The sequence below is a fragment of the Methanomassiliicoccales archaeon genome (assembly GCA_029907465.1).
Lineage (GTDB): Archaea > Thermoplasmatota > Thermoplasmata > Methanomassiliicoccales > JACIVX01 > JACIVX01.
In genome coordinates this window covers 1-26,857 of sequence record JARYLV010000009.1, presented here as the reverse complement: position 1 = coordinate 26,857, position 26,857 = coordinate 1, and the positions used below count along the sequence as shown (strand labels likewise).

Genomic DNA, 26,857 nt, shown 5'->3' with positions numbered 1-26,857 from the left:
TATATCAATCAAGAGAAGGAGGACGACGGTGAAACTCGAGGATGAGGAGTACTGGAAATCGATGATCAATATGGCACTCACGAAGTTCCTCATACTCAGAACGCTCTATCATCAGTCATCCCATGGATATGCCATTCTAGAAAAACTCACGGAGTTCACAAGCGGTTGTTGCACACCGACCTTCGGAGCGATCTATCCGATCCTGAGGGATTTTGTTTCAGATGGGTACGCGACTGTTGAAAGTAAGACCGTCAACGGCAGAAAACGGAAGATTTACAGTCTAACGGAGAAGGGAAAGAACGCTTACGAATGCGCGCTTTCGACGTGGAGAGAAGTTATCCCTTATCTCCAGAAAGCGGTTGATGAATTAGAGGACACCTCGTCACTTCATGGTGAAAATCCAGATCAAAATCAAGGGAGGGGTGAAAAGTGTCAGAAGAGAAGAAAAGTCTCAAGGAACGGCTAGCGAAGCCGAAAAAGGGGTGCTGCGGCGTTAAGATCGTGCCAAAGGAGGAAGCGGAGAAAGGCTCGAAAAAGTGAAGTCCCACTTCTCATGGCGTGAAACTAGCGCCTCTCGGTGAGGTGAAAAGATGAGTGAAACAATCAACAGCTTAGCGCAAGCTGGCGAGTTCTTCGCGGTCATCATGATCGAACTGACGATCCTTTTCATCGGGATCACGTTTCTTGTTGGGATCATTCAGGAGTATGTTTCGGAGGAAAAGATAAAAAGGGCCCTCGGGAGCGACAGGAGAAAGGCTCTTGGATGCGTGATCGGGGCTACGTTTGGCTCTCTGACGCCATTTTGTTCGTGTTCGACTATTCCGATATTCATCGGTCTCGTAGACGCTGGCGTTCCGTTCGCGATCGCGATGTCTTTCCTCATCGCATCTCCGCTGCTAAATCCTGTCATCATTGGGTTGTTGCTCTTACTTCTCGGTTCGAGTATCACGATCCTTTATGCGATAATCGCGTTTGTCTCGGCAGTCGTCATTGGTCTTGTTCTCGATGCAATGGGATTCGAGCGCTATTTGAAATCAGTCGAGGTCGTTGGTAAAGAGGAAAGAGAGGAGGTTCTAGTACAGGCGAATGATGATTTCTGGAAAAGACATGCGCCGCGATTGAAGAGGGCTGGCACTTTTGCATGGTCTCTCTTCCTTCACATGTTCCCGTATCTTCTAATAGGCGCTGGGATCGGCGCGTTTATTTATGGATTCGTCCCGCAAGATATCATCGTTCAATATGCTGGGCCTGGCAACCCGTTTGCGATCCCTGTAGCAGCTGCGATTGGCATCCCTATGTACATTCGAGCAGAGACGATCATCCCGATCGGGTTCGTGCTCGTCGAAAAGGGTATGAGCGTCGGTACGGCGATCGCCTTAATCATTGGAGGCGCGGGGGCAAGCATTCCGGAGCTTACGATGCTCGCTGCGATTTTCAAAAAGAAATTGCTTGCCGCTTTCATCGTTGTGATACTGTGCATCGCGATATTGACAGGGTATCTCTCGGATTTCCTCATTTCGATTTGAGATTATTGCGGTAATATTGTGTGTACCAGAATTCGATCTTCGCATGCGCCATTCGTAGCAAACGAAGCGATACTTTGCAAATTTCCTTGATATGGAAACCCCTATGCAAATCGTCTTTCAATCCTCGTTTTCTGAGGTTCTATATTGAAACTAGCGATGTACCTGATGTTGCATATGCGACGGGTGTCTTTCAATCCTCGTTTTCTGAGGTTCTATATTGAAACGTACCAACAACGCCTGCGGGAAGTTTTCTTTACCAGCTTTCAATCCTCGTTTTCTGAGGTTCTATATTGAAACAGTCAGGATGAGCATGAAGCATTGTTGAAGGCTGAAGCTTTCAATCCTCGTTTTCTGAGGTTCTATATTGAAACCGCTAACCCGCCGTACATACGCCAAGAGTTGCTGGGCTTTCAATCCTCGTTTTCTGAGGTTCTATATTGAAACTCCTTCTTATAGTGTCACGTTTCGGTTTAGAGGAGGACTTTCAATCCTCGTTTTCTGAGGTTCTATATTGAAACCTCGCTATGGCCGCTCCTTTCCTTATCAAGCTGGGTATCTTTCAATCCTCGTTTTCTGAGGTTCTATATTGAAACCAAAGAGATCCGTGTGGAGGTCTTCAGAGGTTCGCCTTTCAATCCTCGTTTTCTGAGGTTCTATATTGAAACCGAACTTGATAAATTCTATCAAAATTGGTATTCGGACCTTTCAATCCTCGTTTTCTGAGGTTCTATATTGAAACCCTATTTGCATAAGACACACCGCAATATTACTATCTTTCAATCCTCGTTTTCTGAGGTTCTATATTGAAACGTACCCTTTATTATCATACTTTACTCCAGCTGGTAACCTTTCAATCCTCGTTTTCTGAGGTTCTATATTGAAACGGTGCGGGGTCATTCCGCCGTCACCCCCTCTAGCGTGCTTTCAATCCTCGTTTTCTGAGGTTCTATATTGAAACGAATACGCTGTATGTACCGATAATGAACGAGTATATTCTTTCAATCCTCGTTTTCTGAGGTTCTATATTGAAACTTGACACAACCAATTGGACAACGAGTTAAATAAGGCTTTCAATCCTCGTTTTCTGAGGTTCTATATTGAAACAAAAAAACGCAGGGATACGATGATGTTCTATCAGGCACTTTCAATCCTCGTTTTCTGAGGTTCTATATTGAAACAACCCAGCGGTGAATTATAAATTCCGAAATTTCATTCTTTCAATCCTCGTTTTCTGAGGTTCTATATTGAAACCGGCTTTATTTTACGAAATATCATAACGATTAGATTTCTTTTTCGTTGTTTAAGAGAGAAATTCGAATAGAGATACAAGTTGCTTCCTAAAATTAGCTGTTAAAAAAGGGGCTCTTTTGATCGGTTTTGTGAAGGTCTTTATAAATCCTCCACCGGAAATGAGACCTTCACATTCCGACTCGTACATTTTTTGAGTCTTGTCTAAGAATTAATAATTCCTAATTTTGTAGTCGCAACAGACCTAGCTAAACTGGATGGATTTAGGGCTAGTAAACTGCAAATCTTTAGTGTAGAGGCACGCAAATCTTTATCGGGATGAGGCGATTAATTCATGGAGTTACATGATCCCAGTCTACGTCTACGACGCTGGCCAGTGCGATCCCAAGAAGTGCACCGCGCGAAAAATGTCGAGGATGCATTTGGCAAAAACGATCAAGACAATTCGCGAAATACCCCCTGGTAGCATCGTCCTCAACCCATTGGCAGAGAAAGCTTTGTCTGTGGAGGATAGAGAGAGAGCGCTTAAGAAGGGCATCGTCGTCATGGATATCTCCTGGGAACACATCGACCTATTCCCGAAGATCAGGAAGGACGTCGAACACCGTGCACTCCCCTATCTCCTTGCAGCCAATCCAGTCAACTGGGGGAAGCCGACGAAATTGAGCAGTGTGGAGGCAGTCGCCGCAGCGCTTTTTATACTGGGGTTCCCTGATGAGGCAAAAAAAGTACTCTCCAAGTTTTCCTGGGGTGATAATTTCCTCGCGCTCAACCGAGAGCCTCTTGAACGCTACGCTCGCGCGAGTAGCAGTGCCGAAGTTGTTGACATCCAGAAGGAATATTGTGAAAAGGAATAGCAAAATGCCAGAGTTTTCCTCCTTATTATCTTGAGAGATGTTGATTCACTTACTCATTTCATCTTATTATTCAACTTTGGTTGTTGACTAAACTTGTTTATTTAGAAAGCTCTTATATCCCTTCGCTCTTCGCAAGGACTGCACAGCCGATCCGTCCGCCCAAGGGAGGGATTTTTTGCCGGTCGAGTACACGAATGAAGATCTTATCGCCAGGTGGGAGGAATTCTTCGAGACGACAGAGTACAGACTGAAGGTCAAAGAAGTCTCGGACATGTACCCTGAGTTGAGAAGCGTCCTCGTCTCATATTCTGACATTGACCAGTTCGATCCTGACATCGCTGACTATTTGCTCCAACACCCGCACAAAACGCTCTGGACTGGAGAACAGGCTATTAAAAAGATGACCCCACCTGGCAGGGAGGGCGTTGATATTCATCTGAGGATCATCGGTCTTCCGAGGGACAGCAGGATCGAGATCAGGAAGCTCCGCAGCAAGCACCTCGGGAAGCTCATTTCTGTCGAAGGTCTCGTAAGGAAGGCGACAGAAGTCCGCCCTAAAATCACGAGTGCACTTTTCCAATGCATGCGCTGTAATCAGGTTATTAGGGAACCGCAAGAAGGTCTTTATTTTAAGGAACCGCTCGAATGCTATAAGGAACAGGGAGGATGCGGTCGGACCGCGAGCACAACAAAGTTCAAGTTGTTGACGGAAGAGTCGCATTATGTTGACACCCAGAAGATTGAGATACAGGAGAGTCCAGAAGGTCTGAGGGGGGGCGCTCAGCCGGAAAGGCTCATCGGCTATCTCGAAGACGACATCGCTGGCAAAATATCTCCAGGCGACAGGGTCATTCTCAACGGCGTGTTGCGATCCGTGCAAAAAGGCGCTCAGATCAAGTCTACGCTCTTCGACATCAATCTTGACATTAACTCCGTGGAATTTCAGCAACACGAATACGAGGAGATCACGATTAGCGAGGAGGACGAGCAAGAAATTATACGGCAGGCGAGGAGCCCCGATATTTTTGAGAAGATCGTTAAATCGATCTCACCAGCGATCTATGGCTATGAAATTGAGAAGGAGGCGATCGCCCTCCAGCTTTTTGGCGGTGTGCCGAAACAACTCGAGGACGGCACGAGGGTCAGGGGCGATATCCACATCCTCCTCGTCGGCGATCCTGGTGTTGCGAAGTGCGTGACCTATGAGACTGAAATTACATTGAGCGATGGGACGAGGAGAAAGATCGGGGATGTCGTAGAGGAAGTACTAGCAAGAACGAATCCAGTGGAAATCGATGATGGGGTCTACGCTGAGACAGATTTGGCGGTTCTCACATTTTCGCATCGCGGGGTCATCGAGGAAGGAAAGGCAGTCAGAGTATGGAAGCGGCAGTCGCCAGATTACCTCCTTCGTGTGACGACCGCTAGCGGCAAGACGTTAACCGCGACCCCAACCCACCCACTCTTCGTACAGAACGGCCCGCGGGTGCAGCCACGTAGCATCATAAAACTTGATGTCGGGAGGTACATCGCAGTTGCAGAGGGGCGGGGGAAAATAGGACCTGATGAATCAATTGGCTATGCGAGGGGGCTTTCTTGGGATCAAATTGTGTCTATTGAAAAGATCAAGGCTGAGGACGAATGGGTCTATGATATTGAGGTCGAGGGGACGCACAACTTCATTGCGAACGGCATCATTTCGCATAACAGCCAGTTGCTGCGCTACATGTCCGAGCTCGCCCCCCGGGGTATTTACGCGTCGGGAAAGGGGTCGTCTGCAGCCGGGTTGACAGCTGCAGCAGTCAAGGACGAATTCGGCGAGGGCCGTTGGACTTTGGAGGCTGGAGCCCTCGTCCTCGCTGACAAAGGAATTGCGGCGATCGATGAGCTCGATAAGATGGAAGAGCATGACCGGAGTGCGATGCACGAGGCAATGGAAAGTCAAACGGTGACGGTCGCAAAGGCGGGGATCACGGCGAGGTTGCAGTGCCGATGCGCAATTCTCGGCGCAGCTAACCCAAAATACGGCCGATTTGAGGAGCACAATTACATTGCCGACCAGATTAACCTCCCGCCTGCTCTTTTGTCGAGGTTTGATCTCATTTTCGCGATGACCGATAAGCCAGATGCAGACCTCGATGCGAAGATTGCCAATCACATACTGAAAGCGCACCGGTGGGGTGAGATCAGGAAATATAAAGACCTGAGCGAGATTAAAGAGATTAAGATCAATCAGATCATGGCTGATAGCCAGGAGCTCACGCCAGTCTTTTCGAGGGATTTCTTCAGGAAGTACATCGCGTACTCGAAGCGCTTCGTACCAGTGCTGACGGATGAGGCTATGAAAATCATCCACGACTACTACCTCCAGATCAGGAAGCAGGGGGAGGGCGAGGGTGCCTCAGTCCCTATCACCGCGAGACAGCTCGAGGCCTTCATCCGCCTTTCCGAGGCGAGTGCGCGCGCGAGGCTGAGCCCCCTCGTCACTGCGGAGGATGCACACCGCGCTGTGAGGATCGTTGAGTACTACTTAAGAAAGATTGCCGGAGAAGCGGGGAGACTGGACATTGATATAATCACGACGGGCACGAGCAAGTCGCAGCGCGAGCAGATCGGTGTGCTGAGGAAGCTGATTTCCGATCTCTCGGATCCGAGAAAAGGAGTCCCTGTTGAAACGCTCGTCGAGGCCGCGGATAGGGAGGGGATACCCGAGGACAGGGTGAGACTCCTTTTGAAACGATTGAGCACGGCTGGCGAGATCTATTCGCCTTCACCAGGCTACTATAAGCTGGCGTCGGAGGAATGAGTTGATCACAGCGCGCGTCTACCGGAGGGGAGAGGAAATCGTCGTCGCAGCATGTGATAAAGACCTCCTCGGAAAAATGTTCAGAGAGGGGGAACTGCACATTGAGGTAGTCAAGGACTTCTACGAAGGCGAAGATGTAGACGAGGAGACGCTGGTCAATAGGCTTTCAATCGCGACGATCGCCAATCTCGTCGGGGAGTTGACGGTGGGGATCGCAATCAGGCATAACTTTATCAATGAAGAGTGCGTGCTAAGGATTGCCGGCGTCCCACACGCACAGATGGTGAGAATCTAGAATGTTCTGCGTCAAGTGCGGCCGTGAAGGCCCTACATACGAAAATCTATGCGCCTCATGCTTCATCGCCAAGACGCGCTTCTCGGATATCCCAGATCACGTCGATTTAGTACAATGTGCACTCTGCGGTGAATTTTTGTTCGATAGGAACTGGAAGGACTACGCCTCGATCGAAGACGCCGCTGAAGCAATTGCGCTCCAATCGATTAATCTTCGCAAGGGCGCTTGGGTTGAAGATGCCGCTGTCACCATCAGTCAGAGAGACGAGAGGAATTACAATTTGGCGATTGATCTTACTATCAGATTCGAAAACCTCGTCAAGAATGAACGGCTGGAGACGACAGTGCGCGTCAAGAAGGGGTTGTGCCAGCGCTGCAGCAGGATTAAAGGATCATATTATGAATCGATCATCCAGATCAGGACAAGGGGCCGGGCATTCCCCCCGAAAGAAAAGGAATCGTTGCTATCTGAGATCGAAGCGCTCGTCGAAACAGCTTCGAGGAAAAGCAGGGACGCATTTATTTCGAAGGTCAAAGAGGAACAGGGCGGCTTTGATGTTTACTTGTCCTCATCATCCCTCGGCAAATCCGTCTCAAGGGAAATCTCGAGACTACACGGGGCAGAGTTCAAAGAGTCCGCTAAGCTCGTCGGCCAGAAAGATGGAAAGAATATTAAGCGGGTGACCTACCTCGTCCGGCTCCCTTCATATCGAATCGGTGATGTCATTCGTTACAACGGCAGGATGTACTATGTCGAAGGGATCGGCGTGCATGGAGCGAGATTGGTCGACCTCGAGACTCATGAACCGATGATGTTCGGTAGTGGCGAATTGGAATCTGCACCAGTGGTCGTAGGTCGCGAGGAGATTTCGGAGACGGTCGTGTTGAGGGAAGAGAAGAAGGAAATCGAGGTCCTCGACCCCACAACGATGAAGCCCGTCGTCGTCAAGAAACCGCATTCTTATACCGTAAAAGAAAGGAAAGTGAAAGTCGTCGTCCATGAAAACCAGGTCTTTCTAATTCCGCATGTGCATGAAAGATCACGTGGAGAATGAAGGATCGAGTCTCATTCCTCAATGAAGGCATCCTTGGATTTCTCAATGAGGGCTTTCAGCTCCTCTACAGCCTTCTCTACTTCCTCCTTCTCCCCCTTAACTATCACCCTATTCCCCCTCTCTCGCCACTGCTCATCAGGTAGTGAGGCTATTTTCACCCTGTATTTCTTGACGATCTGGTTGAAGAGGGGCTCCATCGTCGTTTCGCCCCTCCATGCCCTGATCTCCATTGTGTAGAGGTTCTCGCCCTCAATTCTCGAGAGGATATATGTTTCAAACATCGGGATCATTTCTCTCGGGAATCCTGGCAAACAGAATATTGTCATTTTCCCCTTTTTCGCCTCGATCCCGCATGCCGCCCCAGTGATGTTCTTAAGCGCAATCGTGCCCTTGGGAATCGTGGCCATTCTCAGCGCCTCGTCGGTCAGAACTGGCTTTTTTCCGTACATTCTTTCGACTGCTTCGCTCAGCCAACCGACAGCTTCCTGGTGGATCTCAAGGTCAACGCCGAGGAAATCGGCGAGGGCGTACCGCGTCACGTCATCGAGTGTCGGGCCGAGGCCACCTGTCATAATGACTAAGTCAACACCCCTCCGCTCGGCAAATCGTAGTACATCCGTGATTTCTTGTTTATCGTCCCTGAGGATCGTGATCATATTGATCGAAGCATTCTTCTCCCTGACGAGCTGTATCATCTGTGTTGGATAGGGATTTATTTCCCCGGTGAGAAGCTCATCGCCGATGTGAATGATCTCGATTTTCATCCGATCTCCTCCGTCACGCTGCCATTTCTCTCCTAGAGAAAATTATGAACGCGAGGAGTAATGAAATGACGCTGTACGCAATCGCAACGAGAATCGCTGTCGTCACCTCAGGGTAATAGTTCGCGATTTCAAAGACGCCGCCACCAGGCAAGTTTATCGTTTGAACGAAGTCCTTTGGATAGGGCGTCTCCATAATGTAGTTGATCACGCCAGAAGCAAAACTTATGGAAAAGTCTGGCTTGACCTTTGCGAACGTCAGAATCCCGTCTGCGATGAGGAGGATCGGGAAGAAGAGGGCGAAGGTGAGAACGAGCGCTCCAGTCGAACCCTTCATGACAGCGCTGATGAGGTATGCGACTGAGACGGCCGCAATCGCGAAGAGAATCGCGAGGCCGAATGATGACGCTGTTAGTTCAGAAAGGCTACCTCTGACCGCGAATACAAGAACAGAGGAAACGCCGTAAAAAATCCCTAATGCCGCGGAAATGATGCCAACAGACGCGAGGAACTTCCCTGCAAAGAGGACACTTCTTTTCACGGGGTTGGGGAAGATGAGGTACCCCGTTCTGTTCTGGAATTCTGACACGAGGGAATCGCTTGCCAGCAATGTCGTCCCGACGATGATCAAAAACCAGACCCATTGAACAAAGAGCTGTGAGAATTCCGCGGGGTCATCGGGATAATCCCTTCCTAGTGCAGGAGGGACGACCATGATGAGTGCGATCATGAGGAATTCAAGAACAAAAATTCCAAGGAGGCGCCTGCTCCTTAGATACTTGAGGAATTCGTACCGGGTGACAGTCATCATCTGGCTGAAGTCTGATGGGATATTGCTATCGACGGTCATCTCCTCACCTCGAATCCTTGATCAACGACATATAAAGTGACTCCAGTGCGACCCCTATCTCCCTAAAGCTCACGACCCTGAGGCCTAATGCCTGGATGTCGGTCAACAGCTTTGCCTGCATCTGCTCATCACCGTCGAAGGTGATTTTGAGCTGTCGGTCTCCCTGAGGATCTGCCGAAATGACACCATCAAAGTGAGAGATACGGTCGACCATGTAGCCATCCAATGGCTGTAGTACCCGCACTTCGAGGTCCTTCACGCGCGTCTTGCGTGTCAGCGAGTCGACGGTATCATGTAGCAAGAGTTTCCCCCGGTCGATAAGGGCAACGCTTTCGCACACCTCTTGGACTTCGTTGAGGAGGTGTGAACTCATGAAGATCGTGTAGTCGCCCTTCTTCAGCTCCTTGAGGATATTCCTGACCTCAACCATTCCTCTAGGGTCGAGTCCCGACGTCGGCTCATCGAGGATAAGGACAGTGGGCTCGTGCAGGAGTGCCTGCGCGATCGCGAGGCGCTGTTTCATTCCTTTTGAAAACTTACCGATCCTTTTATTCGCCCATTCCGAGAGCTTGACGACTTCGAGGACCTCCTTGCTTCTCCTCTCAATCTCGTTCTTGGACATCCCTCTCAGGGTGCCGAGGTAACTCAAGGTCTCAATAGGCGTTAGGTAGGGATAGAACTCAGGTGTCTCGACGACAGCACCGACACCAGCGAGCGCCTTCTTTGGGTCCTTCGTCACATCGATCCCGTTGAGAAAGGCACGGCCTGATGTGGCTGAAAGCATGCTTGTCAGAATTTTGATCGTCGTCGTCTTCCCGGCACCGTTAGGGCCGAGGAAGCCAAGGAACGATTTCTTCTTGACCGTGAGGTTCAGCGTATCAACTGCTTTGAAGCCATTAAATTCCTTCGTCAAGTTTTCAATTACAATGGGCGCATCCATATGAATGACCTACTGATTTGAGTGAACCGTTGAACGAAGGAGTTACGATATTAAATTTTTGGTAGCGCAGACAAAACATTATTTCCAAATGCCCCAATACATTTTGTGTGGTATGATGATCTCCTCCCATCTGATTGAAGAAGTTGTTGTGGATCTTTTGCGAAGGGCCTCAATGACGATTCCCAGTGACGTCCTCCGCGCGCTAGAGAACTCAATTGAATCTGAGGTCTCTGATGTTGCGAGGGTCCAGTTACAGACGATCCTCGAGAACGTCAAAACGGCGTCGGCATGTTCGATTCCTTTGTGCCAGGATACTGGGATCCCCCTCTTCTTTGTCAGAGGTGAGTGTACCCCGGAGGTGATGGAAGGGATCAAAGCCGGAGTGAGGAGGGCAACGGAAGAGATCCCGCTACGGCCAAACGTCGTCCACCCGATCACACGAAAGAATCCTGGAAATAATATCGGCGAACGGATGCCCTACGTCCATTTCTCACCAGGGGAGGAAGATTACTTCGAAATCACGGTTATGCCGAAGGGAGCCGGATCTGAGAACATGAGCGCGCTGAAAATGCTCAACCCCTCAGACGGTCTGGAGGGGATCAAGGCATTCATTCTGGAAACGATTGTTGGCGCCGGCGGGAAGCCGTGCCCGCCTGTTATTGTGGGCGTCGGCATCGGCGGGTCTTCTGATATTGCTATGACGTTGGCAAAGGAAGCACTTCTTGTTTCCCTCGAAGAAGAGAATCCTGACCCCGATCTCTCTGCGCTGGAACGGGAGATTCATTCAGCGCTCAACCAGACGGGTATAGGGCCGATGGGGCTCGGTGGACGAACGACAGTCCTCGGTGTCAAGATTAAAACGGCGTACTGCCACACAGCGAGTCTACCAGTTGCGATTAATCTGCAATGCTGGGCGGCGCGAAGGGCAACGGCGAGAGTCTTTGAGGACGGGACAGTCATTTACCTGCCTGGGGGGTCACAATGATCCTCACAACCCCTCTCTCAGAAAAAGTCATCAGGTCGCTCAGGGCTGGTGACACGGTTAGGCTCAGCGGCATCATTTACACGGGCAGAGACGAGATGCATCGTCGGGCACTCGAAATGCACGAACGCGGGGAAACGCTCCCTGTTGATTTGAGAGATGCAGCAGTGTTCCACTGCGGGCCGATCGTGAAGAAGGAGGGAAACGATTGGAAGGTGCTGGCCGCCGGCCCGACGACAAGTGCAAGGATGAATGGACTCGAACCCAAGTTCATCGAGGTCTTCGGTGTGAGAGCGATCATTGGGAAGGGCGGGATGTCAAGGCAAACCGCAGAAGCGATGAGGCGTTATGGATGTGTTTACCTCGCTTTCACTGGCGGTGCTGCTGTTATAGCAGCGAAGAGAATCGATAGAGTTGTCGGTGTCGAATGGCTTGATTTGGGAATGCCTGAGGCACTTTGGGTATTCGAAGTAAAGGATTTCGGTCCGCTCATCGTCGGAATCGATGCAAATGGCGAGAGCCTTTATGATGAGGTGGATAGGCGGGTGAAAGAAAATCTTCCCGCGGTGCGGCAAAGCTTAGGCTTGAAGAAGTGACGGGGTGTCAGTCGGTTTTTTCATGAAATTTTGAGTGATGATCCTGGGTTCACTATTTCCCTTCATCAGTCTTCTTTTCTTCTTGCTCTTCGACTTCCGGCTCTCCGCGCGCCAGCAGTTCAGGGTTCTCGATAGTCTTGAAGCGGATGAAAAGGGATATGATCAGCAGGACGATCGCGACGGAAAGGGCGACGACCATCAGGGAATGCGGGAGATCGAACCCCGGAATGAATCCACCGTTTCCCTGGGGTAGCTCTTTCTCAAGGGAAAGATCGTAGCGCTTTTCTTCAAACGGCGAGAGGGTGATCTGAACCGTCCTCTCTTGGTATCCCTGTTTTCTGAATATAAGGGAGTATGTTCCAGATGGAACGTTTGAAAATGTGTAATTGCCATTTGCATCTGTTGTCGTAGAAGCCGAATAACTCTGCGATTGCAGGATGACTTGTACGCCAGCAACTGGTCCTTCCCCAAAATAGACTCGACCGTAGAGCTTCGCGGGTTGCTCGAGTAGTGTGAAATTGAGAACGGTCTTTTTTCCCCGAAGAATGACGACAGGCTCATTGTAATATGAAGTCCAGTATCCTTGCTTTTCTGCATAGGCGACATAGATCCCCGGTGCAACCCTGTTAATAGTGTATTCGCCAAGCGGGCCCATAGACACAGCCGAATAGTTGTTTTTTGAACTCTTCAGATGAATAGTAGCTCCCTGTACCGGCGCTGTACCATTTGTGACGTGGCCCGTCAGCGTTCCGAGGATTTCAGACATCGTAAAATTGAGAACTGGAATGTGTGAGGGATCGACGATGACGTTGTGATAGGTGATATTCGCTGTGTAGTTCGTTAAGGAGGCTGTGATGTTGTACGTGCCAGAAGGAAGCGATAGGTTGTATTCGCCAGAGGTGTTAGAAATGGAAAAGAACACGGAGTTTGTCGTCGTGTTGACCGCGGTGACGTTGACCCCCGCAAGTGGCGAGCCCGTATCGTCGAAAACAAACCCTCTGATGTGGTAATTATCCTCTTGCGCGAGAGAACTGATAGAGGCAGGTAGCAAGAGAATGGAAGTCATGGCAGCGATGAGTAGAAAGGCAGAAAAGGTTCTCATGTCAGGCGTACTATAGACTGCTGAGAATAAATTAATTGCGAAACATGAAATTCGTTGGATAATTTGTGGTGATCCCTGAGGGAATGTGTCCTCTTCCCTATGGAACCCCTCTTCGTAAATTAGTAATATGAGAACGATCAATGAATTTTGATTTCAGTTCGGAGAGATAGGTTGATGATCGAACGAGTTACGCGGTGCTACACGAAAGAGGAAGTACTCGCTCTCATGGATCCGCTGATCGCGGAATGGTTCAACGGTAAATTTGAGGATCTGACTGAGCCGCAATCTTATGCGATCCCCCTCATTCACCGGAGGGAGAACGTTCTTGTATCCTCACCAACGGGCTCAGGGAAAACACTGACCGCCTTTCTGGCAATCATTAATGAGCTGGTCAGCTACTCAAAAAAGGGAAAGCTGGAAGACAGGGTATATGCGGTCTATGTATCCCCATTGAAAGCCCTCGCGAACGACATCAACAGAAATCTCGAGGAACCGCTGAGGGAGATGAAAGCTCTCGCAGAGAAAAAGGGCCTGGAATTCCCAGATATCAGGGTTGGCGTGCGGTCCGGTGACACCTCGTCCTATGAGAGGCAGAGAATGCTGAGAAGGCCGCCGCACATCTTCATCACTACTCCAGAGTCGCTTGCACTGGTTCTAGCAGCCCCGAAGTTTCGGGAGCGGTTTTCGGAAGTGGAATATGTGATCGTAGACGAGGTTCACGAGCTCTGCGACTCGAAGAGGGGCGTGATGCTCTCCCTAACGCTCGAAAGGCTCCAGGCGTATTGCGAAAGGCGATTCGTGAGAATCGGTCTGTCGGCAACCCTCGCCCCAATCGAGGAGATCGCTGCATTCCTTGCAGGTTTTGAGGATGGGAAGCAGAGGCCAATCAAGATTGTTGAGGTACGAAGCCAGAAGAACCTTGACTTGAAGGTCCTCTGCCCAACAGAGGACATGACTGCCTTACCCTACGAAATCGTCAATTCGAAAATGTACGACATGCTGAAGGATCTCATAGAGAAGCACACGACGACACTCATTTTCACCAACACAAGATCTGGAACGGAAAACGTCGTGTACAAGCTGAAAGAGAGGGGCGTTGAGGCAATCGAGGCACACCACGGGAGTCTGAGCAAGGAGACAAGACTCGATGTCGAGGAGCGGCTGAAGAAGGGCGAATTGAGATGCGTCGTCTCATCGACGTCCCTTGAGCTAGGTATTGACATCGGGTCGATTGATCTCGTTTGCCAGATCGGCTCGCCCAAGTCGGTGGCGAAAGCGCTCCAGCGAATAGGGAGAAGCGGTCACGGCTATAGGCAGACCTCAAAGGGCCGGCTCATCGTCTTCGACAACGATGATCTCGTTGAATGTGCCGTGCTCTCGAGGGCTGTTAAGAGGAATCAGATCGACAGGGTGAGCATTCCTGAGAACTGTCTCGATGTGCTGGCACAGACGATTGTTGGTATGTCGATCGAGAAGCGATGGGATGTAAAGGATGCGCTGGGGATCATTCGTCGCTCATACTGCTACAGAAATCTAAAGGAGGAGCAGTTTTACGACGTACTCCGCTACCTCGGGAGCAAGGATGAGTTTGAGGGTGTTTACTCCAAGATTTGGTACGACGAGGTGGAAGGGCGCTTTGGCAGGAAGCGGGGAGCGAGGATGATCTACTCGCTCAATCTTGGGACGATCCCGGAGGAAGCGAATTATACCGTTTATACAGAAAAAGGAGGACAAGTGGGCGACGTATCTGAAAAGTTCGTCGAACGTCTCACGCCGAAGGACATCTTCGTGCTCGGCGGAAGAACCTATGAGTATGTCAGGACAAAGGGCATGAGGGTTTTTGTCAAGACGGCGACGGGAAGGAAACCGACAGTTCCTTCGTGGACAGGTGAGATGTTACCAAGGAGCTTCGACCTCTCCATCGAGATTGCACGCTTCCGCAGGGAGATGGCGGCGAAGCTCAAAGAAGACGAGGAAAAAACGATCAGGTGGCTTGTCGCTGATTTCAATATCGATTACGGGTCTGCCAGATCGATCATCAGTTACTTCAAAGAGCAACAGGCAGCCTGTGGCATAATACCGAATGATCGCGTGCTCGTGGTCGAAGGTTACAGGGACATGGCTGGCAACTACAGTATCGTCTTCCACTTCCCCTTTGGCAGGCGCGTTAACGACGCTCTTTCCCGCGCATACGCGTTCCAACTTACGAAGTCTCTCAACTGCAATGTCAGCGTGTCTGTAACAGACGATGCATTCTTATTGAACATGCCAAAGCGAGTCGATCTTGACGGGATTGAGAAGATTGTGTCGAGTAACGACCTTGAAAATATTCTCCGGCGCGCCGTCAGGGACTCTGAGATATTCAAACAGCGGTTTCGCCACACGGCCGCAAGGAGCTTCATGATTCTCAGGAATTATAAGGGGAGAGAAGTCTCCGTCAATAGGCAACAGCTTCGCTCGGGCTATCTCCTTGACGCACTTGGTAATATAGAGAAGATGCCGATCATTGAGGAGACTTATAGGGAAATCCTCAACGATGTCATGGACCTCCAAAATGCAAAGCTCGTATTGTCCTTGATTGAAAAAGGGGAGATCGCCGTCAAGGCAATTGACTACTCCTCAACCCCCTCGCCGTTTGCCCACGGCGTAATCCTTGCTGGTATCTCTGACATCGTGTTGATGGAGGACCGTAGCTCCCTGCTGAAGGAACTCCATCGCAAGATTCTCTCTAAAGTTCTCGTCGCTGAGCTATCAGAATTTGAGTTCGATTCGGAACGAGTCGCTGCCTACTTTAGAAAGAAGCTCGGAACGATCGAGAAAAAGGAGGATATCCTTAATTTGCTCAGGCTCGCAGGGCCGATGAGAATTTTCAAAGAGCGAGCGCGGAGTATCTATCCCTACGCTTCGAAAGACAGAAAGACCGTTGAGAAGTGGGCAGAGGAGCTTCTCGAAGAGATGAAGATTGCATCGGTCTTCATTGATGACTTTTACTTCGTCGCAAGTGATGATCTCAATACATTCGCGACTGTGTTCAGCAAAGAACGATCGCTCGGCGATCTCGAGCGAAGAGTTCTTGACGCGCTCGGTGAAGAAAAAACGCAGGCACAGATTGCGCAAACCATCGGAATTGACCTTGAAAAGGTGAGCAGGGTCATCCATGTTCTGGAATCAACCCAACTCGTCGGAAGAGTTGCGCATAGGGGCGGCCAGTGGTTCTTTAAGCGCCGGGACATCACAAAGAGACCGTACGATGATTCCCTGCAGATCGCCGTACGCAAATTCCTTGCCTCAAACGGTCCAGCGACGGTCGAAGAGATTGCATATGCATTGATGCAAGCGGAGGAAAAGGTTCTAGACTCAGTCGAATCACTCGTCAACGAGGGTGTCCTCGTCAAGGGTAAATTCATCGTCTCGGAGAAGCCACAGTACATGCTTCGTGTCGACTATCTTAGGTTGCGGAGCGAAAGCCTTGTGGCTTTTGATTCGAGGACGGTCGAATCCTATCGCAGGTGGAAGCTCGATGGCCCCTTCAATTCGATCGAAGAATGCCTCCGCTTCCTCGGAGGGGTAGGTGACCCCCTCGATGTCTTCTATCGTGTGCCAGGGTTTACGATGGAAGAATGGGAGTGCTTAAGAAAGTCTGGTAGGATACTCCTCGGGCGTTTCCATAGGGGGCGCGTGAGGTATGTTTTATCGGATGATGCGCCGCTCTATGTGTCTGCTTACAGCACATCCGCGATCGGGCGGTGGGAAATCGAGATACTTGATCTCATCAGGCGCCACGGCAGCCTCAGTTTCAGGCAACTTGCCTCCCTCGTGAACATGACGAAAGAGCAGCTGAGAACGGTTCTCGAGAGGCTCGACAGGAATCTTTTGATCATTAGGCTCTACGACGAAAACGAAAATCTTTCGAGGGAGAACTTTTACGGCTGCCTCAATGTTCCACCATACGAAGGTGATGCGAAGGAGGAAATTGTTAGGCGATTCGTCAGAGCCTATGGCCCGGTTTCGTTGCAAGCAGTCCTGGGTTATACTGGCTTTTCGCCAGGAGAAATCGAGGCGATCCTTGATAGGGAGGAAATAGCGAGGATTAATGTGGGCGAATCGCAGGTGGAGATGTTCATCTTCGCCGACGAGCTCGATAAGCTCGAATGCTTCACTGGCTCCGTGAAAGAGACTCGTATAAGATCACTCCACGATCCTGTGGTTCAACCTCTTTGGACCGAGATCGCTTCGAGGTACGGCGATAAGTGGGTCTATCCAGTGATGCGCGATGGCACCTTGATCGGAGCGGTCGAAGAGTGGAGAATGAGCGGGTGCATTGAAATTAGGGCGATCGATCTTGATGACCATGGCGTACTCGATGAGGTTTTGAACGCGATCGATGACATGATGGTCTTTTACCGGCAATTGGGCTACGATATTGTAAGGGTAAAAGAAGCACTTGGCGCACAAGTTGAAGAACTTTCCGATGAGCTCATCGCGAAGTTCCACGATGCTGGATACCACCGGATAGGAAGGTCCCTCATCAAGGGAAACTTTGTTCCGCAAGTCTACGCATGGGAACAGGTTCTCCAATACATCTTCTCGAGGCAGTCGATTTATCCGCAAAATAACTTTGAGAACGTACTCGTGGCGGTGAAGAAGACAGGTGGGTTCAGGGCCGATCCGCCCGCGTATCTCAGGAGTAAGGTGAGGGTCCCATTAAAAAAACTCCTTGAACAAGGGATGCTTGTTCGAGCACAAGTGATCCCCTCTTTCATGACCTACACGACCGTTGAATTCGCCTCACTTTGCCGAAAGGCAAGGAACGGCGAAATAACGGACGACATGAAACTCCTCCTCCGTGTCATCAGCGATTATTATTCGATTTCAAGAGAGGAGTTATTTACGGCGTCACCGCTAGGCTATGGGAGGACGCACGCGGCGCTCAAGAAACTCGTGGAGATCTCAGCAGTATATTTTGACGGGAAGAGGCGGATATCGGTCGTGCCAGACATCGACCTCACTGTGGACGAAGCGCGCACTAGACTCGTTGAACATCTCTTTGAGAACTACGGCATCTTCAGCGCAGAAAACCTCGCGAGGATGCTCGACTTCATCATGCCTATGAGGGATTTGAGAAGGCTGCTTGCAAACCTTGAGAGAGAAGGTCTCCTCGCCAAGGGATATTTCATCAGCGACGATGAAACACTTTATTGGATATTGAATAATGATCTACCATTGAAAGAGATCGAATATGAGGACGGGTTTGTCCTCACGACCGACGACAACCTCTACTTCTATCTACAGCCTTGGTTGAAGAAAGAGGCTGGGCAGCGCGCTGAAGCGATCTTTAAAGGGCCTCGTTTGATCGGCAGTTTCAAAGCCCATCGCCTTGGCACCGATCTTTACCTCGATGAATTCCATGGTGGTCAGGAGGCGAAGAGGATACTCAACGCCCATTTGCGGATCAATAACTTCACGCTTAGGAAGAGCAGGGAGGAAAAGATCCCTGACTGGGAAGTCCAGGAGTTTTACGAGAAAACCCATCCAGGTGAAGTCTAATTCATTCCTTTCTGCTCAAGATGAGTTCGGCAACTTTCTTTCCTGACAGGAGCATACCGCCGAAGATCGGGCCCATCCTAGGCGCACCCATTACAGCGTTGCACGCCATACCAGTGACGTAAAGGTTCGGGAATACCTCGACGGTGTTCTCGACGGTCATCTTTTCGCCGACCTCTGCCCACATACTCTTCTCGCCCTCGATCCTGCCTGATGGCGTGCGCAGTTTTCCTGCTTTTTGTTGCACAATCTTACAGATCTCCGCCGCATGACCTGTCGCGTCGATCACGTATTTTGCCCTCACGCTTACTGGGTCGACATGAAGGTTCGCAATATCCACAGCACTCCAGTTTATGACAACTCCAGTCACCTTAGAGTCCCTGATCATTACGTCCTCGACTGTAATCGCGTTAAAGAGTCGAGCACCTGCATCGATTGCTGCAGCAATCATTTTGGCTGATGATTCGACTGAATCCGCTGTGTAGTAGCCGTTACCTTCGTTTCTTAGCCTGACTCCTATCTCCTCGAGAAGGAACTTCGATTCCTCCTGCACGACGATGACCGGGAAAGTCATTCCGCCCCCCCACATGCCACCACCGGGCGAGAGACGCCTTTCGAAAATAACAACCCGTTTTCCTCCCCTTGCTAGGTATCTCGCCGCAGTGAGGGACGACGGACCAGCACCCGCAATAACAACGTCCACATCGAGGTTTTCGATAAACTCTCTCGAAAACCGTTCGACGATATTTCTCGTAATTATAACCTCGTCAATTGGCATGAGACGACACCCGTCCGATTTAGAGTTGTTCATGAAACAACAATCTTCCTTTATGAATTTGTTGTTTGAAATAAGAACAACTTCGGAAACTGGAGGCCATACTGTCCACTTACACAAATCTGAGAGCCTCTCGGCCATGAAAATCACCGCATACCCGCTGGTAACATCAGAGCACAGAATTGCGTACAATCAATGATTTTTCGTTGAGTAAGCCGAATTCGGGCTCGTGATCTGCTCCCAAATCAGCCTTTTGGACCATGTTTCAATCCATAGACGCTGGTGGAGAATCAACTTACTAAATCCCAGATCATAAGGCTTGCGCCCAGCTAACCTTCTGTCTATCTTTCGAGAGAGTCGAAAGGGAAATTATAAAATCTTTAATATCGTTAAAATATCACGGGCCTATATGAAGATCCCATGTGAGCTGATTGTTTGGTATGTGCTGCCTTCGATACGCAGAGAACTGGCAAGGGAACTCGTCGAAAAGCACGGGATGACGCAAGCCGAGGTCGCCCGCCGTTTCGGGGTAACCGATGCCGCGATCTCACAGTATTTGAAATCAAAGCGCGGTACGAGCAGGGAGATCGAGACAAGTGAAAAGTACGAGGAATTTAAGAGAGAGGTAGAGCGAGCAGCCATGAGGATCCTAAATGGATCGGACATTGTGACAGAGACTTGCAGAATTTGCGAAATGGTCAAGAAGTGCGGTATGCTCGTTTCGATTTACGAAAGCTATACGGGTGTCAGAGCGCCTCAATGCATCTGCCCCCGCGTGGATTGACTAACTCTCTCATCAATGAAAGTTAACCCCGTATTGCTTTTCGCCTCTGAGAGATAGATAAACTCCTGAGCGTAACCAGCGTAGACACCAAAATACGATCGGCAGAATTTGCTAACTTTTTTATAATTTCCTTCAACACCATAGTGTTTTCTCACGGCCCTTGCAATCCTGACATCGATCGGAAAAGCCTCTAGTTGATCGAGAGAAAAGAGCGCGATGCAATCTGCGACCTTGTCTCCGACCCCCTCAAATTTCTTTAGTGTTCGGACGCAATCCTCGTATTCCATTTCCCTGAGCTCATCAAAATTGATGCTGCCGTCATAGACACGCCTGGCAAATTGGACGAACCTATTGCAACGAAAACCGAGACCGCAACGATGTACAGCCGTCTCATCTCCCACGATGCTCTCTGGTGTGGGGAAAGAATAATGGTAGCTGTCGATCCTCTTTCCAAAGGCCATGCACAGGTTTTCAATCATCTTCTCAATGCGCGGAATGTTTGCGTAGGTAGCAAGCACGAAAGATGCGGAACACTCCCAGGGGTCTTGCCTGATCAGTCTCAATCCTCTGTATCGTTTAACGAGATTTGAGATATAGTCGTCTTTGGAGATATCGCCGTAAATCCGCTCAACATGATCGTCCGCTCTGAAATACTGGCGGAGGAAATATTCATCAGCGTCTCCGCGTACTTCGATGAAATCATTTTCCTGTTTCAGTTCAATAACCCTCGCGCCAACAACTCCGACCCACCAATCCTTATGCCTTCTCCATCGAAAGACTTGTCCACAACCGAGCGTATAGTCCAGATTGATCGGCCTTATATTCATCGCATCTTCCTGGCCAGGAATATCATGAGTTCGCTATCTTTTTTGAACGGCGAGAACGCGTAGTCTCCGTAAACATCGAGTACGTCAAAATCGCACCGCTTGAGCAGTTCGACCATCTCCCTGTAACTGGAGTATCGAAGCGTGAATGTCGTCGTGACACGTCTTAACGGCCTGTCCTGTCTCGAGATATCATAAAAATAGTGAATCATGATTCTCTGCGAAGCCAGATCGTAGTCCCACGACTCGAACCGAGAAATGATTTCACCCTCGGGCGTCAATTTCGTGCCAGCATGGTAAAGTGCTCCGCCAACCTTGGAAAACTTTGGATTAATGATGGCAATTGTAAGCAAACCATCGCCAGCCATATGCGCGGAAATGTTCCTTAGTGCCTCCTCCTGATCCGCAGTGTCGAGGAGATGCATGAATGAGTTGTAAGGAAGGATCACTAGTTTGAATCGTTTCGATGTCTTAAATGACCTCACATCACCCTGGATAATATCAATTCTTTCCTGTGTCTTTTCATCGAGGAGTTCAATCTTCTCGGCGCATCGATCGAGCATCGCTGAGCTTCTATCCACGCCGGTCACTTCATAACCCTTTTTGGCGAGTGGGATCAGAACTCTGCCTGTGCCACACATGCAGACGAGAATCGGTGGTCCCGCCGTTTCGATGAGCTGAACATAGAAGTCGATGTCGTCTCTAAAGTCTTCTGTCCAGATATCGTAGTATTTCGCTGATGCCTCGTACTCATCCAGGGTTTCAAACTCCCCCTTATCGCTTGTATCCGATCTTTCTGAGGAACTCCTGCCTTTCTTTAATTTTCTCATCGCTCTCGACCCCTATTGGTGGCTGGCCATCGATCACACCGATGATCCCACGTCCCCGCTGCGATTCTGCGACAATCACTTCGACCTCATTTGCAGTCGCACAGAAGATCGAACAGATTTCTGGAACGTCTCTGATGTTCTTCATCACATTGATCGGATATGCGTTACGCAGAACAATGATGAAGGAATGTCCTGCACCGACCCTCATCGCATTGCGGCTTGCACAGGATTTCAATTCTTCATCATTGCCATCAACCCTCACCAGTCTGTCTTGAGACGCCTCGCAAAACGCGACCCCAAATTTAATGCCAGGTACAGAAGTAATGAGTGCCTCATAGAGGTCCTCTACCGTCTTGATGAAATGCGACTGACCGATAATGACGTTCGTATCGTGAGGTTTCTCGATGAGCACCGATTCGATCTTCATTGTTTCATCCCAGTATATACATAACCTCCATTAATAAAAATCTTTAGAGACAGGATCGATGCGGCCTGAAGTGTATTGCACCAGCGGACCACAAGGAGGTTCAGTAGTATCGTCATGAAAAACTGAAAATCGGATACCCCATGATCCTTCTGAATACTCTCGAGACCAGTGGGCAAATCGCCAGGGTGCAAGGGCATTATTAATATCGTTACTCATCGATCTGCTATTGTGTACTATTTCGGACCTGCGGGATATCCAGAGGGTAGTAAAGGGCCGCTTGATGCCCTTGAACGGATTAGAGCTCTAGGTCTCAACGCGCTCGAGGTGCAGTTTGTCAGACAGGTCATGATTTCCGAAGAGAAGGCACGATTGGTCGGCGAAAAAGGAAGGGATTCTGGTATTCTGCTGAGTGTCCACGCACCATATTACATTAATTTTAACTCGCCAAACAAAGAAACGATTAAGAAAAGCGTGGAATGGGTTTTGAAATCGGCGAGGGCTGCTGATGCAATGGGCGCATGGATCGTTGTCGTTCATGCTGGCTCCTATGGAACTGCGTCCCCAGAAGTCGCGACGAAGAATATTATTCGGGGTATCAAGAGCTGCCGAAAGAAGCTCGAAGATGAAGGTATCGGGGTATATATCGGGCTCGAGACGATGGGCAAGAAAGGATATTGGGGGACGCCTCAAGAGATTGCAAAAGTCGTTGAAGAGATTGAAGGGACATGCCCAGTAATCGATTTTGCGCATCTTCATGCGAGGAGTGATCGCGGAATCAAGACAGAAGAAGATTTTGAAAGGCTGATAAGATATTTTGAAGAAATCTACAATGGGCATCTTCATATCCATTTTAGCTCCGTTGAATTCACTGGTGCCGGCGAGAAAAAACACTTGCCCCTCGATGCAAAATCTCCCGACTTTGCGCTTCTCGCCCCCTGTCTCAAGAAGAGGTCTTACGACATCACCGTCATCAGCGAGACGCCATTGCTTGAAAAGGACGCAGCAAAGATGAAAGAGATACTATTGAATCTGGAGGATTAGGGCCTGGGAATGGCTATCCAGCTGGGGGGGGAATATGATCGAAATCGTATCGAACGAGATCGTTATTTGCCACTCATTGGACGATCATGATTATAACTAAATATCTCAACAGAGATTATCGATATCTGACGCTGGTGGTTTATTGAAAGCCAACCGCTCTGGAAATAATGAAGGTCGTGATCAAATCGAGTTCGATTGCCCTGAGTGTGGGACTCATATCGTTGGGGAAGTCTCAAAATGCCCTAAATGTGGCGTCGAATTTGTAATCGAAGAGATCATCGAAATTGAATGCCCCAATTGCGGAGCGGCTGTACCAGCCGAACTCGAACGGTGCCCGAAGTGCAATGCAAGGTTGGAAATCTCAAAAGAGGGAGCTGAGAAAATCGAGACATCAGCGGGAGGAGAAGCTGGAGCGACGGGAACGGCGATCGAAGAACCGCCGGTAGGGGTTGAGGCAAGGGCAGCCGAAGAAAAGGAGATCGAATTGAGAAAACAATTCCCCCTCCTCGTCGAGGAGGTCAAGTCACTCCTTGCGATGGCAAATGAATTCAATATTGAAGTAAACGAGGCGAAGCGGTTCATCGACAAGGCGGTTAGGGCTGGAAAACAGAGAGATGTTGTTTCTGCAGTTAATTTTGTACAGGAAAGTCTGGCTCGGGCAAAGAGTACCATTGAGGAAAAGATTGCTAGGGAAATCGAAGATCTCGAAAAGCTCGCGGAAGTCTCAAGTCAAATAGGCTCGGATCCAAAGGCGATCCTTCAGTCGTTAGAGGTCATCAAAGCAAAGATAAACACCGGTGATTTGAGGGGTGCCTTGATCGAAATAGAAAATGCCAAGGGCGTCGCCAGGCAGATCACAGGGCGCTATATAGAAGCGAGTGAGATGTGTGAAGCTCTTGAGAAACTTATTAAGAATTCCGAGTATCTCTATGTCGATGTCAGGGAGGCGAGAAGGCTTCTCAATGAAGCTCGGGATGCAGGGAAGCACGGCGATTGGACGATGATGGGCGTTCTCGCAAAGAAAGGGAGGGAAGAGCTGCTAAAAATGCTTCCAGATGTCTTAGAAGAAGAGTTAAAGAAATCGAAGGAAACGCTCCTCGATGCGAAGGCTGCAGGTAAAGATGTCAGTTCCCTTATCAAGATTCTGAAAGATGGGGCTGTCGCCTTTAAGAGAAACGATGTTGAGGAAACACTCGAGAGACTCATCGAGTTCAAGGCCGAAATGAAGCGCCTCTCGTGATCAGGAGGTCTTGAGGACTTCCATTTCCCTCTCCAGGATCGATCTATCCTGTGGGCTAAGGCTCTCCTCATTAACCGAGACGACAAAAATTGAAGGGGTCTCTGAGATCTCATCGACAACGCTTCTGATGAACCTAACGATTCCCTCAAAGGTCGTGTTGCTGATCAAATACTGGATATCGTCAAGAAGAATGACGCATTTTTCATTCGTTCTGATAAACTCTTCGATCACGAGCATGATTCTTTCCAGGGACGGCGGTAAGGTCTGTACTACAGTTGATTCGCGGTCTGTGAGCCAATAAATTGTGGCTTGGAGTTGTCCCAGCTTACCGGCAAGGTTCCTCGGGTGCCCCCTTGTGATAGCGAGCCCTTTGTAGCCCTCCTGGACCTTTGAAACGAACGCTCTGTGCGCAACCTCAGGTTTCGGCTCTTCGACTAAATAACTTTGACCGCCGGCGAGGTCGAATTTGAATTCTTTGATGCGCATCCCTTCTGCTTCGTGACTCAAGACCTCTTTCGCGAGTGCGAGGTCTATGTCGGTGCGCATGAGCGAAGAGAACGCAACGATCCTGTTGAGGCCACCTTCGAGCTGCCTCACATTGTCCCTGCAGACATTTGCAATGAACTCAAGTACCTCTTTCGGCACAGCGATTCGCTCTTCCCTCACCTTCTTTTCTAGGATCGCGACGCGTGTTTCGTAATCAGGCGGCTGAATATCCGCAATAAGTCCGGATTCAAAGCGTGTCAGAAGTCTCTCTGATAACGATGGGATCTCCTTCGGCAACCGGTCAGAAGCGAGCACAATCTGCCTTTCATTCTCAAGGAGATCGTTAAAGATCTGGAATAGCTCTTCCTGCGTTCGCTCTCTGCCAGCAATAAATTGCACATCATCGATCAAGAGCACGTCAACTTTCGAGTGGGCTTTTCGAAATTCTTCTACTTTGTTCAACGATATTGCCTCGATGAGCTCTGTTTCGAATTTTTCCATTGAGGTGTAAATAACCAATAGATTCTGATGCCTCTCGAGAATCTCGTTACCGATCGCATGCAAGAGGTGAGTTTTTCCCAGACCAGATCTGCTGTAAATGAAAAGAGGATTGTATGCGGTTCCTGGGTTGCTCGCGACGGCTTTCGCCGCAGCAACTGCAAACCTATTGCTGTGACCTACGACAAACTGTGAAAAAGTGTAACGGGGGTTAATCGCCCTTCCATATTGAGGTTTTTGCGTAACGAACTCGTTGCATTTTGAGCAGAAACCATCACGATCTAAGACCTCACCGCATTTCGGACATCTCGCCCTTTTCTCCGTGCCGAGAGCCCTCATCTTATGATACTGGAGGATGAGGTCATAGACGTGATCGATCCGCTCGTTCTGTTTCTTCCTCTCAATATCGAGGCGGATCTCTTTCTCCGCAAGCTTCTCCTTTTCTGATCTCTCTATCCTCTTTGCGAGAAGATCGAATTCAATTTCAGCCTCCTCAATCCGTTCAGGATCCATCGCTTTCCGGAGGATTGATTCGACTTCCCTTTCGATCCCTACCTTATTCAGAAAACGTAGACGCTCGATAAGAGCTCTCGCCCTTTCGACATTCGCCTCAAAATGCGGGAGAATTCTTGAAGCCTTATCCGGATCATCCAGATATATATCCAGCAATCGGGACACGACGAAACCTTCGCGGGCCCAACTTTCAATTTTCTTCGCGACCGCATTCATGTTACCAGCGAGGACACTTAGGTCGACGGGTTTTGATGGTGGTGGGGTTGAAAAAGAGGGTACGACTTGGAAACCCTTGATCTCAGCCCCCTCGAATCTCTTCAAAATATCCCTCGGGTCTAACCCAGTATGTAGGGAGATCGATGCGTTTGAATACTGTGAATCCTCGAAAATGAACTCCAGTGCCCTCTCGCCCCTGTAAATTTTCTCAGCGTTATTCTGCCCCCTCCTGTCGACGTATAGGGCACCTATCGGCTCGCCAGCTTCAAAGAGAATCACACCTTCTGATTCACTCTGTGGTTGCCGTAGACCTATTCTAGCATAACCAGAAAAGGATTCCTTTTTGATTCTATCGATAATATTCGATAAAACTCCCTCACCACCACTTGTTTTTTCGATGACTCTTGCGTCAGGGAATCCCGCTTCGATCAGCAAAATAATCAATACTCTATAATCATGATTAATTAAATCTTTTATGTAATTGGATTGCTGGCTCATCGGTATTTCGGACGCTTAACGAGTATCACTAGTCGTCGATCAGAGGAAGTAGCACAGAAATTCCTTAGGGGTCCTAAAAATTATACCAAACCTTTACTTGAACGAGAAATCATTTTTTTGTTCGAAAAACAGCCTTTCTCGCAAGATCAAATTAACACATTTTA

Annotated in this window: 21 protein-coding genes and 1 CRISPR repeat array; of the genes, 12 read left to right on the top strand and 9 right to left on the bottom strand. The window is 49.3% G+C overall.

All coding sequences use genetic code 11. From position 1 onward, the window contains the following. Positions 1-28 precede the first annotated feature (28 nt). The 6 genes from QHH00_04885 to QHH00_04860 all read left to right on the top strand — a co-directional run bounded on the left by QHH00_04885 (position 29) and on the right by QHH00_04860 (position 7,786). A complete protein-coding gene (locus tag QHH00_04885) occupies positions 29-466 on the top strand; it encodes a PadR family transcriptional regulator (GenBank protein ID MDH7508717.1) in 438 nt (145 codons plus the stop codon). 124 nt (positions 467-590) lie between these two features. Next, positions 591-1,526 (top strand): permease, encoded by a 936-nt coding sequence (locus QHH00_04880; GenBank protein ID MDH7508716.1) that lies wholly within the window; start codon positions 591-593, stop codon positions 1,524-1,526. A gap of 114 nt (positions 1,527-1,640) precedes the next feature. Next, positions 1,641-2,777: a CRISPR direct-repeat array (repeat unit 37 nt; unit sequence CTTTCAATCCTCGTTTTCTGAGGTTCTATATTGAAAC). A 341-nt stretch (positions 2,778-3,118) separates the two neighbouring features. Next, positions 3,119-3,631 carry a DUF367 family protein gene (locus QHH00_04875; GenBank protein MDH7508715.1) on the top strand — a complete coding sequence of 171 codons (513 nt, stop codon included), beginning with the start codon at positions 3,119-3,121 and terminating at the stop codon, positions 3,629-3,631. Between the two features lie 175 nt (positions 3,632-3,806). Then, complete coding sequence (locus QHH00_04870; GenBank protein MDH7508714.1) at positions 3,807-6,437, top strand: ATP-binding protein; 2,631 nt, start codon at positions 3,807-3,809, stop codon at positions 6,435-6,437. Position 6,438: 1 nt separating this feature from the next. Continuing rightward, entirely contained in the window at positions 6,439-6,732 is a 294-nt protein-coding gene (locus QHH00_04865) for a DUF424 family protein (GenBank protein MDH7508713.1), read from the top strand. A 1-nt stretch (position 6,733) separates the two neighbouring features. After that, on the top strand, positions 6,734-7,786 hold the full coding sequence (locus QHH00_04860; protein ID MDH7508712.1) for an NMD3-related protein: 1,053 nt from the start codon (positions 6,734-6,736) through the stop codon (positions 7,784-7,786). Between the two features lie 11 nt (positions 7,787-7,797). On the opposite strand, the gene QHH00_04855 is transcribed toward QHH00_04860, so the two are convergent. Genes QHH00_04855 through QHH00_04845 form a run of 3 tightly spaced genes read right to left on the bottom strand, consistent with a single transcriptional unit; the run spans position 7,798 to position 10,310 of the window. Further along, positions 7,798-8,550 (bottom strand): molybdopterin-binding protein, encoded by a 753-nt coding sequence (locus QHH00_04855; protein MDH7508711.1) that lies wholly within the window; start codon positions 8,548-8,550, stop codon positions 7,798-7,800. Positions 8,551-8,563: 13 nt separating this feature from the next. Beyond that, positions 8,564-9,397, bottom strand: coding sequence for an ABC transporter permease (locus QHH00_04850; protein MDH7508710.1), 834 nt, complete (start codon positions 9,395-9,397; stop codon positions 8,564-8,566). A gap of 4 nt (positions 9,398-9,401) precedes the next feature. Beyond that, the gene (locus tag QHH00_04845; GenBank protein MDH7508709.1) at positions 9,402-10,310 is read right to left on the bottom strand and encodes an ABC transporter ATP-binding protein; all 909 of its coding nucleotides are present in this window, start codon (positions 10,308-10,310) and stop codon (positions 9,402-9,404) included. Positions 10,311-10,449: 139 nt separating this feature from the next. Here QHH00_04845 and QHH00_04840 point away from each other — a divergent pair, with 139 nt between their 5' ends. After that, positions 10,450-11,322, top strand: a complete 873-nt coding sequence (locus tag QHH00_04840; protein MDH7508708.1) for a fumarate hydratase — start codon at positions 10,450-10,452, stop codon at positions 11,320-11,322. Further along, complete coding sequence (locus QHH00_04835) at positions 11,319-11,915, top strand: FumA C-terminus/TtdB family hydratase beta subunit (protein MDH7508707.1); 597 nt, start codon at positions 11,319-11,321, stop codon at positions 11,913-11,915. The genes QHH00_04840 and QHH00_04835 overlap by 4 nt, the downstream gene beginning before the upstream one ends. Before the next feature lie 52 nt (positions 11,916-11,967). Here QHH00_04835 and QHH00_04830 read toward each other — a convergent pair whose 3' ends face one another. After that, the gene (locus tag QHH00_04830) at positions 11,968-13,017 is read right to left on the bottom strand and encodes a carboxypeptidase-like regulatory domain-containing protein (protein MDH7508706.1); all 1,050 of its coding nucleotides are present in this window, start codon (positions 13,015-13,017) and stop codon (positions 11,968-11,970) included. Between the two features lie 174 nt (positions 13,018-13,191). Between QHH00_04830 and QHH00_04825 the strand changes: the two genes are divergently transcribed. Next, positions 13,192-18,564 carry an ATP-dependent helicase gene (locus QHH00_04825; GenBank protein ID MDH7508705.1) on the top strand — a complete coding sequence of 1,791 codons (5,373 nt, stop codon included), beginning with the start codon at positions 13,192-13,194 and terminating at the stop codon, positions 18,562-18,564. 1 nt (position 18,565) lies between these two features. On the opposite strand, the gene QHH00_04820 is transcribed toward QHH00_04825, so the two are convergent. After that, positions 18,566-19,477: a sulfide-dependent adenosine diphosphate thiazole synthase gene (locus QHH00_04820; GenBank protein MDH7508704.1), complete on the bottom strand. Its 912-nt coding sequence runs from the start codon at positions 19,475-19,477 to the stop codon at positions 18,566-18,568. A 268-nt stretch (positions 19,478-19,745) separates the two neighbouring features. Here QHH00_04820 and QHH00_04815 point away from each other — a divergent pair, with 268 nt between their 5' ends. Further along, entirely contained in the window at positions 19,746-20,120 is a 375-nt protein-coding gene (locus QHH00_04815; protein MDH7508703.1) for a helix-turn-helix domain-containing protein, read from the top strand. Here the strand turns inward: QHH00_04815 and QHH00_04810 are convergent. The 3 genes from QHH00_04810 to QHH00_04800 are packed head-to-tail and all read right to left on the bottom strand — an operon-like array spanning position 20,093 to position 22,201. After that, complete coding sequence (locus tag QHH00_04810) at positions 20,093-20,947, bottom strand: DNA glycosylase (GenBank protein ID MDH7508702.1); 855 nt, start codon at positions 20,945-20,947, stop codon at positions 20,093-20,095. The genes QHH00_04815 and QHH00_04810 overlap by 28 nt on opposite strands. Beyond that, positions 20,944-21,774 carry a class I SAM-dependent methyltransferase gene (locus tag QHH00_04805; protein ID MDH7508701.1) on the bottom strand — a complete coding sequence of 277 codons (831 nt, stop codon included), beginning with the start codon at positions 21,772-21,774 and terminating at the stop codon, positions 20,944-20,946. The genes QHH00_04810 and QHH00_04805 overlap by 4 nt, the downstream gene beginning before the upstream one ends. Further along, positions 21,719-22,201, bottom strand: coding sequence for an adenosine-specific kinase (locus QHH00_04800; protein ID MDH7508700.1), 483 nt, complete (start codon positions 22,199-22,201; stop codon positions 21,719-21,721). The genes QHH00_04805 and QHH00_04800 overlap by 56 nt, the downstream gene beginning before the upstream one ends. 228 nt (positions 22,202-22,429) lie before the next feature. Here QHH00_04800 and QHH00_04795 point away from each other — a divergent pair, with 228 nt between their 5' ends. Beyond that, positions 22,430-23,242, top strand: a complete 813-nt coding sequence (locus QHH00_04795) for a TIM barrel protein (GenBank protein MDH7508699.1) — start codon at positions 22,430-22,432, stop codon at positions 23,240-23,242. A gap of 142 nt (positions 23,243-23,384) precedes the next feature. Continuing rightward, positions 23,385-24,482: a zinc ribbon domain-containing protein gene (locus QHH00_04790; protein ID MDH7508698.1), complete on the top strand. Its 1,098-nt coding sequence runs from the start codon at positions 23,385-23,387 to the stop codon at positions 24,480-24,482. On the opposite strand, the gene dnaA is transcribed toward QHH00_04790, so the two are convergent. Beyond that, entirely contained in the window at positions 24,483-26,630 is a 2,148-nt protein-coding gene (gene dnaA / locus QHH00_04785) for a chromosomal replication initiator protein DnaA (protein ID MDH7508697.1), read from the bottom strand. It abuts the gene before it with no gap. Between the last annotated feature and the right edge of the window lie 227 nt (positions 26,631-26,857).

Excerpts from the sequence above, each read along its gene's own strand:
- QHH00_04820 (MDH7508704.1), bottom strand. The coding sequence starts at position 19,477 with ATGGCCGAGAGGCTCTCAGATTTGTGTAAGTGGACAGTATGGCCTCCA.
- QHH00_04815 (MDH7508703.1), top strand. The coding sequence starts at position 19,746 with ATGAAGATCCCATGTGAGCTGATTGTTTGGTATGTGCTGCCTTCGATA.
- QHH00_04850 (MDH7508710.1), bottom strand. The coding sequence starts at position 9,397 with ATGACCGTCGATAGCAATATCCCATCAGACTTCAGCCAGATGATGACT.
- QHH00_04810 (MDH7508702.1), bottom strand. The coding sequence starts at position 20,947 with ATGAATATAAGGCCGATCAATCTGGACTATACGCTCGGTTGTGGACAA.
- QHH00_04880 (MDH7508716.1), top strand. The coding sequence starts at position 591 with ATGAGTGAAACAATCAACAGCTTAGCGCAAGCTGGCGAGTTCTTCGCG.
- QHH00_04875 (MDH7508715.1), top strand. The coding sequence starts at position 3,119 with ATGATCCCAGTCTACGTCTACGACGCTGGCCAGTGCGATCCCAAGAAG.
- QHH00_04840 (MDH7508708.1), top strand. The coding sequence starts at position 10,450 with ATGATGATCTCCTCCCATCTGATTGAAGAAGTTGTTGTGGATCTTTTG.
- QHH00_04805 (MDH7508701.1), bottom strand. The coding sequence starts at position 21,774 with ATGAGAAAATTAAAGAAAGGCAGGAGTTCCTCAGAAAGATCGGATACA.
- QHH00_04800 (MDH7508700.1), bottom strand. The coding sequence starts at position 22,201 with ATGAAGATCGAATCGGTGCTCATCGAGAAACCTCACGATACGAACGTC.
- QHH00_04835 (MDH7508707.1), top strand. The coding sequence starts at position 11,319 with ATGATCCTCACAACCCCTCTCTCAGAAAAAGTCATCAGGTCGCTCAGG.
- QHH00_04825 (MDH7508705.1), top strand. The coding sequence starts at position 13,192 with ATGATCGAACGAGTTACGCGGTGCTACACGAAAGAGGAAGTACTCGCT.
- QHH00_04830 (MDH7508706.1), bottom strand. The coding sequence starts at position 13,017 with ATGAGAACCTTTTCTGCCTTTCTACTCATCGCTGCCATGACTTCCATT.
- QHH00_04855 (MDH7508711.1), bottom strand. The coding sequence starts at position 8,550 with ATGAAAATCGAGATCATTCACATCGGCGATGAGCTTCTCACCGGGGAA.
- QHH00_04860 (MDH7508712.1), top strand. The coding sequence starts at position 6,734 with ATGTTCTGCGTCAAGTGCGGCCGTGAAGGCCCTACATACGAAAATCTA.